Source organism: Klebsiella sp. 4_1_44FAA (assembly GCF_000238715.1).
Lineage (GTDB): Bacteria > Pseudomonadota > Gammaproteobacteria > Enterobacterales > Enterobacteriaceae > Klebsiella > Klebsiella pneumoniae.
Map to the genome: position 1 here is coordinate 490180 of NZ_JH414799.1, position 14969 is coordinate 505148.

The following is a 14969-nucleotide window of genomic DNA, read 5'->3' on the forward strand; positions in this document are numbered from 1 at the left end:
AGGATGTTGATTAATCACTGCAGCTCGCCGTATCCCAACTGTTTATACACCGCTTTCGCTTCCTGCGGACCTTTCACCGGAACCACCGGAATAAAGGTTTGCACCGGTAGTTTCTGGCCGGCAAAGTAGCGGGCCACGTTGTCAGCCGAGGTCTGGCCGATCAGATGCGGCTGCTGCGCGACGTTAGCCACGAACGGGCTGCCGGGCTCCGCCATGATCTCCAGGGTCTCCGGACCGGCGTCGATGGCCGTCACTTTCACGTCTTTATCGCGACCGGTCTCTTCCAGCGCCTGGACGATGCCGATGGCCGGTTGATCCCAGCAGGCGACATGGATGGCGTCCAGTTTGCCTTTCGGATACTGGCTGAGTAATTCGAGGGTTTTCTTGCGCGCGTCTTCCGGCGAGTTGGCGAACTGTTCCGCGAGCTCGGGCTGGATAATATGAATATCCGGATAATCCTTAAGGACATATTTCCACTGATCGTAGCGAATTCCGCAAATACGCAGCGCACTGGAGAAGGCGTTAAATACGGCGACGTTGCCTTTGCCGCCTAATTCATCCGCCATGTAGCGGCCGATGGTTGAGCCTAAGGTGTAGTTATCGGAAGTAGTATTGTTGACCGAATATTGAGAAACATGATCTACGGTAAATACCGGGATACCGGCATCACGCAATGCTTTAAATTTTGGTTCAACGGCGCTATCGCCGAGAATACTAATTACCGCGTCCACCTTGCGTGACAGTAAAATATCGTGGTTATTGGCATGCACCTGATTATCGCGGCCGCCATCGACGCCAATGACTTTGCCCCCCAGCTTCTCCACCTCCTCTGTCGCGCCTTTAAAGGCCTCGCGATCCCAGAAATGCTGAGTGCCGACCACGGCAACGCCAATGGTTTTTCCCTGTAAGGAGAGGGCGTCTGCGGCAGCGACGCTCAGCGAGGCAAGGGAAAGCAGTCCCAGCGCGGCAGGCAATAATTTTCTTTTCTGCGACATTGTTATTATGATCCTGTGATGAAGGTGGTTGCGGACCGGTAGCATGACAAGAAGCACCTCGCCACCTCAAATACAAAATAAGTCTAAGTTATGCCAGGAATGTTATATCGCAGAAACGTCAGAGAAAAAGTTTATTTTGTCATGAGGAACCTGAAAATATTTCATGATGGCGGATAGACCTTTTTATTTTGTGGTTTTATTTTTGACTTATTCCGTGTTTATTTAGCGGATAAAGACAATTTTCTTAATATTGTGAGTGCATGGGAAATACGGCGTCTACAGAGAAAAAAAGAAGATTGCGCGGGCTAAAGCTTTTTTTAGCAGAGCAATGTCTGGCCGGGTAAGGATTATTACCCTATTTCCCCGCTTTATTGTAATGAACCTTAAGCTGAGAAGAACGCGGGCGCTATGAAGAAACAGCATAATTATACGGTGATGCACTGGGGAACCTGGCAGGTGGAGAGCCGTGAGGGCGAGATCGTGGCGGTTAAGCCGGTGCCCTGGGATAAAAATCCCTCACGCATCGGCCAGTCGCTCCCCGACGCGGTGACCAGCCAAACGCGCATTCGCCGTCCGGCGGTGCGCGCCGGCTATCTCCAGCACGGGCCGGCGTCACGAGAAGGGCGAGGTAAAGAGCCCTTTGTCGAAGTCAGCTGGGAGGTGGCCCTGGACCTGCTGGCGCGCGAGCTGCGCTCGGTCAAGGCGCGCTGCGGCAATGAGGCGATCTACGGCGGCTCCTACGGCTGGGCCAGCGCTGGACGCTTTCACCATGCGCAGAGCCAGCTGCACCGGTTTCTCAAGGGCTTTGGCGGGTACACCGCCAGCACCAATACCTATAGCAGCGCCGCGGGCGAGCGTATTCTGCCGCATATTCTCGGGCCGCTGAGCCCGCTGCACCGGCAGCATACCCATTTTTCCGAGCTGGCCCGGGAGTGTCAGCTGTTTGTCGCCATCGGCGGACTGCCGCTGCGCAATGCCCAGGTCAACGGCGGCGGCGCCAATGACCATATGCTCCAGTACTGGCTGGATAAGATGCAGGCCAACGGCACCCGGTTTATCAATATCAGTCCGGTGCGCAATGACCTCAGCGCGGTGCCCGACGCCGAGTGGCTGGCCATTCAGCCGGGTACCGATACCGCACTGCTGCTGGCCCTGAGCTATGTGCTGATCGCTGAGTCTCTCTACGACCAGGCGTTTGTTGCCAGCCATACCGTCGGGTTTGCCCCTTACTGCGCTTATCTGTTGGGCGAGCACGATGGCGTAGCGAAAACCCCGGCGTGGGCGGCGGCGATTACCGGCCTGGACGCCCAGCGCATCGCCGACCTGGCGCGGGAGATGGCCCGCCACCGGACGATGGTGAATATCTCCTGGTCTATCCAGCGCGCCCGTCAAGGGGAGCAGGCCTACTGGGCGACGGTGGCCCTGACCGCGCTGCTGGGACAGCTCGGCACCCCGGGCGGCGGCCTCGGGTTTGGCTACGCCTGCACCAACCTGGCGGGCGCGGTGCGAAAAGCGTTTTCCGGCCCGCGCTTACCCGCCGGAGAGAATGCGGTGGACAGCGTTATCCCGGTGGCGCGGCTGTCCGATATGCTGCTGCACCCGGGAGAAACCTATGAGTTCGACGGTCAGCAGCGGCGCTATCCCGATATCCGTCTGGTTTACTGGGCGGGAGGCAATGCGTTTCATCATCATCAGGACATCAACCGACTGTGCGAGGCCTGGCGCCGCCCGGAGACGGTGGTGGTGCATGAGCAGTACTGGACCGCGCAGGCCAAATTCTCCGATATCGTTCTGCCGGCCACCACCTCGCTGGAGCGAGAGGATATCGGCAGCGGCGGTCACGACGGGTTTATGATCGCCATGAGCGCGCAGATCCCGCCGGTGGGCGAGGCGCGTGACGATTACGCTATTTTCTGCGATCTCGCCGATCGGCTTGGATTCGGAGAAGCGTTCAGCGAAGGGCGGGACGCCGGGCAGTGGCTGCGTCATCTCTATGAGGAGTCAAGACCGCGGGCGCAGGAGGAGGGTATTGCGCTGCCCTCGTTCGATGACTTCTGGCAGCAAGGGGTGCTGGAATACAGCGCGCCGGAGCGGCCGCAAATTTTTCTCGCCGATTTTCGCGCCGATCCGCAGCGCTATCCGCTTTCCACGCCCTCCGGCAAAATTGAACTCTTTTCCGCCACCGTCGCCGGGTTTGGCTATCGCGAATGCCCTGGCCATCCGTGGTGGGATGAACAGGAGGCCGCCCGCCAGCGGCAGGAGGCGGCGCGCTGGCCGCTTCATCTGCTCTCCAGCCAGCCGCGCGCCCGCCTGCACAGTCAGTACGACCACGGCAGCGTCAGCCGGGCGACGAAAGTTCAGGGACGCGAGCCGCTGTGGATGCATCCGAGCGATGCGCAGGGAAGGGATATCCGCGAAGGCAGCGTGGTGAAAGTCTATAACGACCGCGGGGCGATTCTGGCGGGGGTGCACCTGAGCGAGCAGATTTTGCCCGGCGTGGTACAGATGTCCACCGGCGCCTGGTATGACCCGCTGGATCCGAAGGAAGAACGGTCGCTCGATAAGCACGGTAATCCCAACGTATTAACCGAGGATCGCGGCAGTTCGCGCCTGGGACAGGGCTGTAGCGCCCAGAGCTGCTGGGTGGAGATCGCCCCGTGGCGAGAGGAGCTGCCGCCGATCACCGCCTTTGATCCGCCGAAGTTTATTGAAGTTTAGGCGTTGTCGCTCGCCGGCGGCGGGGCGGGTAGCCCGGAGAAGGCGCGGTATGCGCCGCCTCCGGCAAAGCCCGCGCCTGGCGGTTTTAGACTGACGACAGTTTGACGTTACGCCAGCCGCGGGTAGGCGCTGGCGATATCGTCGCCGGTAAACTGAGCGATCCAGCCTTCCGGGTTATCAAAAATGCGGATGGCGGTGAAGTTCGGTTCTGAACCCATATCAAACCAGTGCGGAGTGTGGGCGGGAACCGAAATCAGATCGTTCTTTTCGCACAGCACCTGGAACACCTCGTCGCCAATGTGCAGGCAAAACAGGCCAGCGCCCTCGACAAAAAACCGCACCTCGTCTTCGCCATGGGTGTGCTCGTTCAGGAACTTTTCCCGCAGCGCCTCTTTTTGCGGGTTATCGGCGCGCAGGCTGATGACGTCCCAGCTCTGGTAGCCCTTTTCGGCGACCAGTTTATCAATCGCGTGCTGATAGGCGGCAATCACCGTTTCCGGGCTGGGATTTGCGCCGAGGTCGCGGTCGGCCTGCCAGCGCTCGAAACGGACGCCTTTGGCGTTAAGTTGATCCTGAATCGCTTTGGCGTCGGTGCTGTGCCAGACCGGCGTTTGCGGATCGGTCACGGAAAAAAGAGTTAATGCGCTCATGCTGGGATCTGCTCCGGATGAATGTCGTCAAAACGCTGAACCTGAGGGTGATGGCTCGCCGGGTCGCGGTCGCCGCGAACCAGCTGCACAGTGCGCAAACCCGCGGCCTCGGCGGCATCAAGTTCCTGATGGATATCCGACAGAAACAGGATGGTGCCAGGGGCATGGCCCAGGTGTTCAGCAATGTTACGGTAGGACTGCACCTCACGTTTGGCGCCTACCAGGGTATCGAAATAGCCCGTGAACAGATGAGTAATATCACCTTCATCGCTGTAGCCAAATAACAATTTCTGCGCAGCCACCGAGCCTGAGGAATATACATACAGATCAATACCCTGCGCTTTCCATTGCTCCAGCGCCGGCAGTACGTCCGGGTAGAGATGGCCGGTAAAGTCGCCGTTGAGATAGCCGTCGCGCCAGATGATCCCCTGCAGCGCCTTCAGCGCCGTGGATTTACGGTCTTCATCCATAAAGGCGAAGAGGGTAGTGATAAGGTCGGCGGTGCTGGCGGCGGGGGCGTCTGTTTCGCGGCGCAGGTTGTCGAGAATGGTTTTAACCGGTTCAGCGTGCTGCTGAGCGGTCACAAAGCCGGCCAGTCGTTCGCGGGCGTAGGGGAACAGCACGTTATGCACGAAGCGGATATCGCTGGTGGTGCCTTCTATGTCGGTCACGATGGCGCGGATCATGGTTTCTCCAGAGTGGGCGTAGCGTGGAATAACATTAGCATTTAGACGTCTAAGCGTCTTGATTGCCAAATATTAACATCGTGTTATAGTGGCTTCAACAACAGCATTACAATCGGTATAAAAAGAATGAACAATAACCCCTTGATTCCAGAGAGTAAACTTCCTGCGCTCGGCACCACGATTTTTACCCAGATGAGCGCCCTGGCCCAGCAGCATCAGGCCATAAACCTGTCCCAGGGCTTTCCCGATTTTGACGGCCCGCGCTATCTTCAGGAGCGTCTGGCGTACCACGTGGCGCAGGGGGCGAATCAGTACGCCCCGATGACCGGCGTGCCGGCGCTGCGCGAGGCGATCGCCGGGAAGACGGCGGAGCTGTATGGTTACCAGCCCGACGTTAACAGCGAGATCACGGTCACCGCCGGCGCGACGGAGGCCCTGTATGCGGCGATCACCGCCCTGGTGCGCCGCGGCGACGAGGTGATCTGTTTCGATCCCAGCTATGACAGCTACGCCCCCGCGGTGGCGCTGGCCGGCGGCGAGTTACGTCGTATTGCGCTGCAGCCGCCGCATTTTCGCGTCGACTGGCGGCAATTTGCCGCCGCCCTGAGCGAGAAAACCCGGCTGGTGATCCTCAACACCCCGCACAACCCTTCGGCCACCGTCTGGCAGCGCGAGGATTTTGCCGCCCTGTGGCAGGCGATCGCCGAACGCGAGATCTATGTCCTGAGCGATGAAGTCTATGAGCATATCTGCTTTGCTGAGGGCGGCCACGCCAGCGTACTGGCGCATCCACAGCTGCGCGAGCGGGCGGTGGCGGTCTCTTCGTTTGGCAAAACCTTTCATATGACCGGCTGGAAGGTCGGCTACTGCGTGGCCCCGGCGGCCATCAGCGCCGAACTGCGCAAGGTGCACCAGTATCTGACCTTCTCGGTGAATACCCCGGCGCAGCTGGCGATCGCCGACATGCTGCGCGAAGCGCCGGAGCATTATCGTGAGCTGCCGGCGTTTTATCGGGAACGTCGCGATCTGTTTATTGAAGCGCTGCGCCCAAGCCGGCTGGAAATCCTGCCCTGTGAAGGGACCTATTTCCTGCTGGCGGACTACAGCGCCATCTCCGATCTTGACGATGTCAGCTTCTGCCGCTGGTTGACCACTGAGATCGGCGTGGCGGCGATCCCGCTCTCCGTCTTCTGCGCCGATCCGTTCCCGCACAAGCTGATCCGCTTGTGCTTCGCCAAACAGCCGGCGACTCTGCTGGCTGCGGCGGCGCGTTTGTGCCAGCTGTAGTTACTTAATCGTCCACGCCTGGGAGAACTGGCGGCCGGCGAACATTTCTGTCAGGCCGCTAATTTGCTTCAGACGCAGCACTTCATCGGCATCCATCCCCAGCTCTTTGCCGATTTTCTGCGGCGTCCAGCCGAGCCGGGTCAGCTCGCGGACGATCTCTGACATGGCGTGGATTTGGTGGCGACCGCGCGCCCGGTTATGGCGTATGGTCGCTGCCATCAGCCCGTCACGCGAGGCAGCATCACTCGTCAGGCAGGTCACCGGCAAATAGCCTTTTAGCGTTTTTTTCTAGCACGGCTTTGCTGCAGGCCAGCTCATGGCGGTGAAAACCATCGACAATCGTATACGCCTGTGGGCGTTGCTGGATGACGACGACCGGCTGGGTAAAGCCGTCGGCCTCCAGCGACGTTTGCAGCAGACGCTTCTCCGGCGGCGCCACGTTATTCGGGTTGTAATCGTTGGGGGCGACCAGCTCCTGTTTGACCCACAGCACGCAGTCGACGGGCTGCGAGCGGAAGGGGCTGTAGTGGTGGAGCACCTGGCGAAACGCGTTGATAGCCTCAATGCGCGCCTCGTCATCCAGCTTTTGCAGGTAAGCTTCCAGCGCCTGCGTCAGTTGTTGTTGCATAATATCCCCCATTGTTGGCGATGTTTTTCCATGCGTTTACGGTAGCGCTGATAGTGGCTGCTTTTGGTTGGGCTAAACGAAAGCTGACGGCACCAGTAATCGTTATTGAGCAGTACTTTGCAGACTCGCCGCCAGGATGGGATATCTTTGGTGCCAATGTCCGCAGGTTGGGTATCCGGAATATCCTCCATACCTTTTTTCTGGTACCAGCGCAGGTAGACGGCGATTTTATTGCGGTAGTGCTCGGCGGTGGTTTCCGGCATGCTGTCGAGCAGGAACAGGGCGTAGCTTTTCCACGTCAGGTGGTCGGGCTTGTCGATTTTCCGATGACCGTAGAACTGATTATCATGCCCGGCATAGACCCCGCCGCTGTGCGCGCCGCTCACTCGCTGGCACATCGCGGCCCAGCGCTCAGGTTCCAGCACGTGATACAGCCACAGCCCCTGGCGCTGCTCGGGACCAAACGGTTCGCAAATGCGCATATAGCGCAGCGGCACCCCGGCCTGATACATCAGATCGTACAACGGGTTATAGGGCTCGCCGCTTTTGGCAAACCAGGTCCAGATATCGGCGGTTTTCCAGTCATAGAGCGGGTAGATGTACCAGGCATGGCCGCCCGGCGCTGAAGTGGTCCATGGTTTATCGTCGGCGAAGCGCTGTTTACGCTGTGAAGAAATCGTCATAAAGCGATTTAGCGATTCGTCGGCGCGAATGCCCACCAGCACGGCGGCGGGACGACGCTGCGAAAACCACTCGGCGAAGTGGCTGACGAAGGCTTCAAAGCTCATTCCGGGTTGATAAAATGAAAAATAGCCCGGGTGGGTAATGGCCCAGGGCGGCGGCTGGCGTACCCACTCGGTTCCGGGCTCCCAGCATTGCCATTGCGGCTTATACTGCGTCAGGGCATTTTGGGTGGTGAGCGGCAGGGCGACCCAGTAAAAGGTTTCGATGACATCCGCATACAGCGCACGCAGTTTTTCACAGTGGGCGATGGTGCAGGAGAACTGCGCTTCCCAGTCAATAAACAACACGCAGATTTTTTTCCCCTGTAACCGCGCCGCCTGGGCGGTTAAATGCAGCATAACGGTGGAGTCTTTTCCCCCGGAAAAAGAGACACAGATGCGCGAAAAATTATCCATGACCCACTGGATCCGCTGCTCAGTTGCTTGCAGCACCGATTCCGGTAAGGGATATTTAATAAACGACATGACCATTAATCCTTTAATAGTAGAAAATTCCCGTTAGCTCAGTATAAACGATGAGGGGTAGGAAATTAATGGTCGATTATTGTTTCTGGCAGCGGGGGAACAGAAGGGCGTTATTCGCTGTGATTAAATTTGGGCCGTGATGCCTCTCGATCATTCATTAATATGGTGATTAATTCAGTTAAAAAATGATTTTGCGAAGATGCATGGTGGTAATTAATGTAGATCGTGATATCCGGAAAAAGATTATCTATGTTGATGGCGTGAAGCTGCATAGTGGGTGAGATAAAGTCATATAAATAGGAAGGCAAAAAGCCAATTAAGTCGGTTTTATTAATCATGTTAAGAATGGTCATAAAAGAGTCGCTGCGAAAGGCAATATTGCGCGGATTCAGCCAGGCGATGCTGCTTTGCTGCACGCGCTGAATAACGGGATCGTTGGTAATATAGTGAGTGAAAAACTCCTGTGCCAGTGACTCTACCGAGGTAAGCGTTTCGCGTCGCGGATGGCCCGCCCGGCAAACCGCCAGCGTCTGCACCGTCTGATAGGGCTGACAGATCGTGGCGCGGTTGGTAATGGGCATGCGGGTGAACACCAGGTCCGCCTGGCGATACGCCAGCAGCTCCTCAGCCGATTCGGTGGTGGTCAGGTTATGGTGCTCAATTTGCAAGTTCGCCTGATGACAGAGCTGGTTAATCATAACGTGGCTATTGACTGAACAGAACAGCGGGGGGCCATATATCACAATACGTTTACGCAGTTCTGAGCGATTATTTAGATTGATGGTTTTTTCCAGCTGCTCCAGATTTTGCTGTAGATGATAATGAAGATTGACGCAGGCGGTGGTGGGCGTCATTCCTTTGCCAACACGAACAAATAGCGGATCGTTTAACTGCTGGCGCAGACGCTGCAACGACTGACTCACCGCTGAGGGGGTGATAAATAACATCGCCGCCGCTTTGCTGATGCTCAAATGTTGATAGATACATTCGAAAATAACCAATAAATTCAAATCGAACTTTTTCAGATCGTAAAGATTTGCCATTAATGCAGTCCTGTTTATTACCGGTGCGGATTATAATATTCTTAATGATAATGTTTTGTGGCTTAATATTTGCGGTGTGAATTTAACTATTGGCAAATACAGTTAAGTTCTGCTTAATATATCTTATCGTCGACGGTGGCGCCAGCGGTCGCTTCCGCCAGGCGCCATTGCGGGATGGAATTACTCTTTTTCACCCATCATAATATGCAGTTTCTCTTTATCCGGTAGGCCGACCACCTGCTGCAGCATATTATCTTTATTCATATAATAAATCGCCGGCGTCACGTTGGCTCCCAGATCGTCCATCAGCTGCTGGTTGACGTTGAGCATTTTCATTTTCTCCGGCGGAATAACTTTCGGGATCGTCAGAGCCATTTTCCCATTCGATTGCTCGTAATCATGCCAGGTTTTCGCCGGATCGCTGCTGGCGAGAATCGCCGCGGCGGTGGCCGGGCTCTCCGGCTTGATCACCCCCACCAGCAGAGTGCGGATCTGCACTTTACCGGCCTCTACCCAGGGGCGGGATTGCTGCCAGAACTGCTTGCAGTAGGGACAGAAGGGATCGGCAAAGACATACAGCACGATAGGGGCGTCCTTGCGACCATCCTGCAGCCAGTGGGCGCTGGCCATCTTCTTCCACATCTCTTGTCCCGCCGGGGTATAGAGTTCTTTCTGAAACAGCTGCTCGCTGAGGTTGCTGCCGTTCTCATCATACATATAGCCGGAGATCGCGTGTTTACCATCCGGCGTTAGGTAGATGGCGACCCCCATGTCCTGGTATTTGCCCAGCCAGCCTTTCATTCCCCCCGGCGCCTCAAAGGGTTTTATAATGGTAATGCCCTGTTTTTCAATCGCTTTTACCGGAGCGGGGAGTTCCTCCGCATGGCTGCATAACGGCAAAAGGCTGAGTAACAGCAGACGCTTTAACATAAGTATTCCTTGTAAAATCAGCAGGAAAGGGCAAAACGATTGTCGAACCTATCACAGTCATAGGCAAGATCAGCAGAATGACGGATTGCCCTTTGCTGGCGTGGGTGATGTAATCCTGGATGCTGTTACATTAAGGTAATGTAGAGCGCAACACATAGCCAGTCTGACTGGCGCTGAACCTACCCTCGGGTATTTCAGGTAACGGGGCCGCCTGAAAAGGTGGCCTTTTTACTTTTGTCGCGGCAAATGATGCGAAAAACAGCGATTAGCGCTGAACGCGTCGACAGGTTCACAGAGTTGTCTTGTTCCGGTTGTTAGATAACGCTTATTGATTCGATAATGTAAACGCATTGGTCGGGTCAGGAAAAATTCGTTAACTTAGACCTCAACGAAAACACGGAGGAAGTATAGATGTCCTTAATTAACACCAAAATCAAACCGTTCAAAAACCAGGCATTCAAAAATGGTGAATTCATCGAAGTCACCGAGAAAGACACCGAAGGCCGCTGGAGCGTCTTCTTCTTCTATCCGGCTGACTTCACCTTCGTCTGCCCGACCGAACTGGGCGACGTGGCTGACCATTACGAAGAACTGCAGAAGCTGGGCGTAGACGTTTACTCTGTGTCTACCGATACCCACTTCACCCACAAAGCGTGGCACAGCAGCTCTGAAACCATCGCCAAAATCAAATATGCGATGATCGGCGACCCGACTGGCGCCCTGACCCGTAACTTCGACAACATGCGTGAAGATGAAGGTCTGGCTGACCGCGCTACCTTCGTCGTTGACCCGCAGGGTATCATCCAGGCGATCGAAGTTACCGCTGAAGGTATCGGCCGTGATGCGTCTGACCTGCTGCGTAAAATCAAAGCGGCGCAGTACGTTGCTTCTCACCCAGGCGAAGTCTGCCCGGCGAAATGGAAAGAAGGCGAAGCGACGCTGGCTCCTTCTTTAGATCTGGTTGGTAAGATCTAAGTCTGTTTGTGCCCGCCGGCGCTACGCTTGCACGGGCCTACAAGATCGTAGGCCGGGTAAACGGCGTGCCACCCGGCAATCAATGGGCGCTTTCGCGCCCATTTTATTCCAACACCATGATGCAAGCGCATTCAGGCAGCCTGACGAGGCCGCTTGCATGATGATGTTTTAAGCCCAGGAGATAACAATGCTCGACACCAACATGAAAACCCAGCTCAAGGCCTACCTTGAGAAGCTGACCAAGCCTGTTGAGCTGATTGCCACGCTGGATGACAGCGCTAAATCGGCAGAAATCAAGGAACTGTTGGCTGAAATCGCTGAACTGTCAGACAAAGTCACCTTTAAAGAAGACAACACGCTCGCGGTACGTAAGCCCTCGTTCCTGATTACTAACCCAGGTTCCGACCAGGGGCCGCGTTTTGCGGGCTCGCCGCTGGGCCACGAGTTTACCTCGCTGGTGCTGGCGCTGCTGTGGACCGGCGGTCATCCGTCGAAAGAGGCCCAGTCGCTGCTGGAGCAGATCCGTGATATTGATGGCGATTTCGAATTCGAAACCTACTATTCGCTCTCCTGTCATAACTGCCCGGACGTGGTCCAGGCCCTGAACCTGATGGCGGTGCTCAACCCGCGCATCAAACACACGGCGATTGACGGCGGGACCTTCCAGAATGAGATCACCGAGCGTAACGTCATGGGCGTGCCAGCGGTGTTCATGAACGGTCAGGAGTTTGGTCAGGGACGGATGACGCTGACTGAAATCGTCGCCAAAGTGGATACCGGTGCGGAAAAACGCGCAGCGGAAGAGCTGAATCAGCGTGACGCTTACGATGTACTGATCGTTGGCTCCGGCCCGTCCGGCGCGGCGGCGGCGGTCTACTCTGCACGTAAAGGGATTCGTACCGGCCTGATGGGCGAACGCTTCGGCGGCCAGGTGCTGGATACCGTGGATATCGAAAACTATATTTCGGTGCCGAAAACCGAAGGCCAGAAGCTGGCAGGCGCGCTGAAAGCGCACGTCAATGACTATAACGTCGACGTGATCGACTCCCAGAGCGCGACCAAACTGACGCCGGCGGCGACAGAGGGCGGCCTGCATCAGATCGAAACCGCCTCCGGCGCGGTGCTCAAGGCGCGTAGCGTCATCATCGCCACCGGGGCGAAATGGCGCAATATGAACGTGCCGGGCGAAGATCAGTATCGCACCAAGGGCGTGACCTACTGCCCTCACTGCGATGGTCCGCTGTTTAAGGGCAAACGCGTAGCGGTAATCGGCGGCGGGAACTCCGGCGTGGAAGCCGCCATTGACCTGGCGGGCGTCGTAGAGCATGTGACCCTGCTGGAGTTTGCCCCAGAGATGAAAGCCGACCAGGTGTTGCAGGATAAAGTCCGCAGCCTGAAGAATGTCGACATCATTCTTAATGCGCAGACCACGGAAGTGAAAGGCGATGGCAGCAAAGTCACCGGCCTGCAGTATCGTGACCGGGTGAGCGGCGATGAGCATCATATCGCGCTGGCGGGGATCTTCGTCCAGATTGGCCTGCTGCCTAACACCACCTGGCTGGAAGGCGCCGTTGAGCGCAACCGCATGGGTGAGATCATCATCGATGCGAAGTGCGAAACCAACGTCAAAGGCGTGTTCGCCGCGGGCGATTGCACCACCGTGCCGTACAAACAGATTATTATCGCGGCAGGGGAAGGGGCAAAAGCGTCGCTGAGCGCTTTCGACTACCTGATCCGCACGAAAACCGCATAACAAGTCAGACAATAGACCTGCATAACAAAGAGGCTACCCAGGGGTAGCCTCTTTTTTTATACTCTTTTCGTCATTCTTACCTGACGACCATTACCGGGATATGGGCATGGCGGATCACGCTCGAGGCATTGGAGCCGAGCAGGTGGGTACTGATGGAGGGATTGCGTGAGCCAATAACTACCACGTCGGCGTTAATTTCGCTGGCCAGCTCGTTGACCATATCGCGCACGCTGCCAAAACGGACATGTAGCTTGATACGAGACGGGTCAATGCTGAAGTGGCTGACCATCGTCTGCAGGCGAGTCTCCGCCTCATGCTGCAGATGTTCCTCAAACCGCCGCAGGTCGGCGGTAAAACGGCTCATGGTAAAGCTCGCGGAACCCGGTAAGACGTGGAGCAGATGGATCACCCCGTCCTGCTGGGCCAGAAACTCCGCGTGCCGGACGGCTTTATCGCTCAGCGCCATCTCAAAGACATCAACCGGCATAATGATAGTCTTATACATATGCAATCCTCCTTGTTCGTTTGCGTCTATATCAACATATTATATGCGGATATTGTGTCATTCAGGTCGCAAAACTGTCAGCCAGGCAGGCGCAAAGCGTAAAAAAGGGTAAGCGGCGGGAAAACAGCAGAAAGAGGATGTGCGGACATCCTCTGAATAAAGCGCGAAACGCCTCAGGCAGCGGGATTAGCGGTGGAATTCGCCAGCGGCTTCCGGCTGGTACAATAGCTCCAGCACTTCCAGGTGCGTCGATGCGCCGCCCGGCAGCTCCCAGTGAATGGTGCTGCCGACTTTCAGGCCCAGCAGCGCGGCGCCCACCGGCGCGAGGACGGAGAGCTGGCTGGCGCTGTCGGTCACCTGTGACGGAAACACCAGCGTCCGCACGCGCTCTTCGCCGCTGGTTAAATCGCGGAATTTTACCCTGCTATTCATGGTGACGACATCATGCGGCATCGCTTCCGGGGCCAGCATTTGCGCGCGGTCGAGTTCCTCATTCAGGGCATCGGCAACCGGTGAGTTGGCGAAAGCCGGCTGCTCCAGCAGCCTGTCGATACGTTCGGCATCCAGTTCATTAATGATGATTGCGGGTCTGGTCATTGCATACTCCATGTTATCCAGGAACCTGTCCGTAAAAGAAAACCCTCGCCGAAAGGGGCAAGGGTTAAGGTCCTACCATCATACTGAGAGTTGCCGGCAGTTTGAAGTGATGAAACGCACATTCAGCGTGCAACACCATCCGGCGGACGGTGTTTTCCAATCAGCATCCCGCTTTACGCTAGTGGCCAACCTTATCGAGGATAAACTGTGCGCCGCAGTTACCCGGGTGAGGCTGGGGCAGAAAAGCGGAAGTGGCCAGCGGGGCGTTGATGGTCGCGGTGTTGAGCGAGATTTGCATCTCCGTCAGATAGGCCGGATTACCGTTGCAGGTTAGCTTAAACGCCTTCACGCTCTGCGGACCCCAGGCGCGGGCCACGGCGGCGTCGAAGTCGGCGCGGCTGACCGTTTGGCCATAGTGCTTCGCGAGAAAATCCCCCACCGGGCTGCGCTTAATTTCACCGTTTAGTCGCACCATGGCGCCAAAGTAGCTGTCGGGATCGAAGCCGAAGCAGACGCCATGTTTGGCATATTCGTAGCGTTCCAGACAGGAGGTGCCGCCCGATCCCGGCATCACATTATTAAGTTTATTGGCCATCTCCAGCGACAGTCCGGTCTCCGCCGCCTGGCATTTGCGGTTCGCTTTTACCTCCGGCATGTTGGGTACCGGACGCGTGGCGCAGCCGTAGCGCATCCAGCGACGTTCATCCACTCCGCGCGCGGCAATGGACTTTGGCAGCCCGGGCCACAGGCCATGCACGGTCAGAAAGTCGGCTTTATTCGCGGTGTCCTGCTGCAGGCGACACTCTTCCGGTTCGTTGCGATTGCGGTCATACATGCTCTGACAGAATCCGGTTTGCCAGGAGAGGGCAAGGACGTAGCGGTCAAAATCAGCGTATCGCGTCGCGGTGAGCGGTTCAGCACCGGCCTGAGTGGCGGTAAGCACAAGGGCAATCGCGGCGAAATCCTTCCTGAACATTTTTATTCCTGATTATGG

The 14969-nt window shown here is 56.6% G+C and carries 13 protein-coding genes and 1 pseudogene; 4 read left to right on the plus strand and 10 right to left on the minus strand.

Features of this window, described 5'->3' with window-relative positions; translation table 11 throughout:
• Positions 1-14: 14 nt before the first annotated feature.
• The gene (locus tag HMPREF1024_RS18135; protein WP_002894353.1) at positions 15-995 is read right to left on the minus strand and encodes a sugar ABC transporter substrate-binding protein; all 981 of its coding nucleotides are present in this window, start codon (positions 993-995) and stop codon (positions 15-17) included.
• Between the two features lie 408 nt (positions 996-1403).
• On the opposite strand from HMPREF1024_RS18135, the gene HMPREF1024_RS18130 reads away from it, so the two are divergent.
• Complete coding sequence (locus tag HMPREF1024_RS18130; RefSeq protein ID WP_004191355.1) at positions 1404-3713, plus strand: molybdopterin-dependent oxidoreductase; 2310 nt, start codon at positions 1404-1406, stop codon at positions 3711-3713.
• A gap of 107 nt (positions 3714-3820) precedes the next feature.
• Here HMPREF1024_RS18130 and HMPREF1024_RS18125 read toward each other — a convergent pair whose 3' ends face one another.
• Positions 3821-4363: a 1,2-dihydroxy-3-keto-5-methylthiopentene dioxygenase gene (locus HMPREF1024_RS18125; protein ID WP_002894357.1), complete on the minus strand. Its 543-nt coding sequence runs from the start codon at positions 4361-4363 to the stop codon at positions 3821-3823.
• Positions 4360-5049 carry an acireductone synthase gene (gene mtnC / locus HMPREF1024_RS18120; RefSeq protein WP_004179015.1) on the minus strand — a complete coding sequence of 230 codons (690 nt, stop codon included), beginning with the start codon at positions 5047-5049 and terminating at the stop codon, positions 4360-4362. The genes HMPREF1024_RS18125 and mtnC overlap by 4 nt, the downstream gene beginning before the upstream one ends.
• Positions 5050-5190: 141 nt before the next feature.
• On the opposite strand from mtnC, the gene HMPREF1024_RS18115 reads away from it, so the two are divergent.
• Complete coding sequence (locus tag HMPREF1024_RS18115; RefSeq protein WP_020802207.1) at positions 5191-6336, plus strand: pyridoxal phosphate-dependent aminotransferase; 1146 nt, start codon at positions 5191-5193, stop codon at positions 6334-6336.
• Here the strand turns inward: HMPREF1024_RS18115 and HMPREF1024_RS0126070 are convergent.
• From HMPREF1024_RS0126070 to dsbG, 4 genes and pseudogenes are all read right to left on the minus strand, one after another.
• Positions 6337-6964, minus strand: a pseudogene (locus tag HMPREF1024_RS0126070) (IbrB-like domain-containing protein). It abuts the gene before it with no gap.
• Positions 6949-8172 (minus strand): phosphoadenosine phosphosulfate reductase, encoded by a 1224-nt coding sequence (locus tag HMPREF1024_RS18110; RefSeq protein ID WP_002894369.1) that lies wholly within the window; start codon positions 8170-8172, stop codon positions 6949-6951. Before HMPREF1024_RS18110 ends, HMPREF1024_RS0126070 begins: the two are co-directional and overlap by 16 nt.
• 110 nt (positions 8173-8282) lie before the next feature.
• Entirely contained in the window at positions 8283-9215 is a 933-nt protein-coding gene (locus HMPREF1024_RS18105; protein WP_002894372.1) for a LysR family transcriptional regulator, read from the minus strand.
• Positions 9216-9395: 180 nt separating this feature from the next.
• A complete protein-coding gene (gene dsbG / locus HMPREF1024_RS18100; RefSeq protein ID WP_009308177.1) occupies positions 9396-10145 on the minus strand; it encodes a thiol:disulfide interchange protein DsbG in 750 nt (249 codons plus the stop codon).
• Positions 10146-10556: 411 nt separating this feature from the next.
• Between dsbG and ahpC the strand changes: the two genes are divergently transcribed.
• Together ahpC and ahpF are read left to right on the plus strand one after the other, a co-directional pair.
• A complete protein-coding gene (gene ahpC, locus HMPREF1024_RS18095; RefSeq protein WP_002894394.1) occupies positions 10557-11120 on the plus strand; it encodes an alkyl hydroperoxide reductase subunit C in 564 nt (187 codons plus the stop codon).
• A 187-nt stretch (positions 11121-11307) separates the two neighbouring features.
• The gene (gene ahpF, locus HMPREF1024_RS18090; protein ID WP_002894398.1) at positions 11308-12873 is read left to right on the plus strand and encodes an alkyl hydroperoxide reductase subunit F; all 1566 of its coding nucleotides are present in this window, start codon (positions 11308-11310) and stop codon (positions 12871-12873) included.
• Positions 12874-12949: 76 nt separating this feature from the next.
• On the opposite strand, the gene uspG is transcribed toward ahpF, so the two are convergent.
• The 3 genes from uspG to rna form a co-directional block, all read right to left on the minus strand.
• A complete protein-coding gene (gene uspG, locus HMPREF1024_RS18085) occupies positions 12950-13378 on the minus strand; it encodes a universal stress protein UspG (RefSeq protein ID WP_002894401.1) in 429 nt (142 codons plus the stop codon).
• Between the two features lie 186 nt (positions 13379-13564).
• Positions 13565-13975, minus strand: a complete 411-nt coding sequence (gene rnk, locus HMPREF1024_RS18080; protein WP_002894404.1) for a nucleoside diphosphate kinase regulator — start codon at positions 13973-13975, stop codon at positions 13565-13567.
• A gap of 178 nt (positions 13976-14153) precedes the next feature.
• The gene (gene rna, locus HMPREF1024_RS18075; RefSeq protein WP_009308178.1) at positions 14154-14951 is read right to left on the minus strand and encodes a ribonuclease I; all 798 of its coding nucleotides are present in this window, start codon (positions 14949-14951) and stop codon (positions 14154-14156) included.
• Between the last annotated feature and the right edge of the window lie 18 nt (positions 14952-14969).

Coding starts and splice junctions, on each gene's coding strand:
- uspG (WP_002894401.1), bottom strand. CDS start 13,378: ATGTATAAGACTATCATTATGCCGGTTGATGTCTTTGAGATGGCGCTG.
- HMPREF1024_RS18110 (WP_002894369.1), bottom strand. CDS start 8,172: ATGTCGTTTATTAAATATCCCTTACCGGAATCGGTGCTGCAAGCAACT.
- rnk (WP_002894404.1), bottom strand. CDS start 13,975: ATGACCAGACCCGCAATCATCATTAATGAACTGGATGCCGAACGTATC.
- ahpF (WP_002894398.1), top strand. CDS start 11,308: ATGCTCGACACCAACATGAAAACCCAGCTCAAGGCCTACCTTGAGAAG.
- mtnC (WP_004179015.1), bottom strand. CDS start 5,049: ATGATCCGCGCCATCGTGACCGACATAGAAGGCACCACCAGCGATATC.
- HMPREF1024_RS18135 (WP_002894353.1), bottom strand. CDS start 995: ATGTCGCAGAAAAGAAAATTATTGCCTGCCGCGCTGGGACTGCTTTCC.
- HMPREF1024_RS18130 (WP_004191355.1), top strand. CDS start 1,404: ATGAAGAAACAGCATAATTATACGGTGATGCACTGGGGAACCTGGCAG.
- HMPREF1024_RS18125 (WP_002894357.1), bottom strand. CDS start 4,363: ATGAGCGCATTAACTCTTTTTTCCGTGACCGATCCGCAAACGCCGGTC.
- ahpC (WP_002894394.1), top strand. CDS start 10,557: ATGTCCTTAATTAACACCAAAATCAAACCGTTCAAAAACCAGGCATTC.
- rna (WP_009308178.1), bottom strand. CDS start 14,951: ATGTTCAGGAAGGATTTCGCCGCGATTGCCCTTGTGCTTACCGCCACT.
- HMPREF1024_RS18105 (WP_002894372.1), bottom strand. CDS start 9,215: ATGGCAAATCTTTACGATCTGAAAAAGTTCGATTTGAATTTATTGGTT.
- dsbG (WP_009308177.1), bottom strand. CDS start 10,145: ATGTTAAAGCGTCTGCTGTTACTCAGCCTTTTGCCGTTATGCAGCCAT.